This window comes from Streptomyces spinoverrucosus (assembly GCF_006539505.1).
GTDB lineage: Bacteria > Actinomycetota > Actinomycetes > Streptomycetales > Streptomycetaceae > Streptomyces > Streptomyces spinoverrucosus.
In genome coordinates this window covers 1-703 of sequence record NZ_BJND01000208.1, presented here as the reverse complement: position 1 = coordinate 703, position 703 = coordinate 1, and the positions used below count along the sequence as shown (strand labels likewise).

1 protein-coding gene is annotated in these 703 nt (G+C 71.7%); it reads left to right on the top strand.

The genetic code is table 11. From position 1 onward, the window contains the following. The coding region (locus SSP24_RS42560; RefSeq protein ID WP_141316644.1) for a family 43 glycosylhydrolase at window positions 1-703 on the top strand (703 nt) is incomplete at both ends.

Sequence of the window (703 nt, the reverse complement as noted above, 5' to 3'; positions counted from 1 at the left end):
GTGACGGCAATGTGCTGTTCACGGCCACCGACCCGGCAGGCCCCTGGTCCGATCCGATCAAGCTGCCCGGGGTCCCCGGCATCGACCCGGACCTCGCCTGGGACGACGAGGGCAACTGCTGGTGCACCGTCGCCGGTGTGGGACAGGTCCGCCTCGACCCCCACACCGGGGAGACGTTCGGTCCCGATCGCAAGATCTGGTCCGGAACGCCCGGAGCCAAGGCCCCGGAAGCACCGCACCTGTACCGGATCGGCGACTACTGGTACCTGCTGATCGCCGAGGGCGGCACCGAGCGTTGCCACGGCGTCTCGATCGCCCGCGGCCGCCGGCCCGACGGCCCGTTCGAGCCGTGTCCCGCCAACCCGATCCTGACCCACCGCGGCACCGAGCACCCCATCCAGAACACCGGCCACGCGGACCTGGTCCAGGGCCCCGACGGGTCGTGGTGGATGGTGCTGCTCGGGGTGCGGCCGGGCGGCGGCACCCCCGGGTGGCACGTACTCGGCCGGGAGACGTTCCTGGTACCGGTGGAGTGGGTGGACGGCTGGCCGGTCGTCGGTGAGCTGTCACTCGAACCGCCTGCGCCGCCGTGGCCGCTCCAGCCGGGCGCTGTCACGCCGGTCCGGGACGACTTCGACCAGAGCGAGTTGGCCCCATACTGGGTCTCTCTGCGTCATCGTCCCCCGGAGGACTGCACCACAAA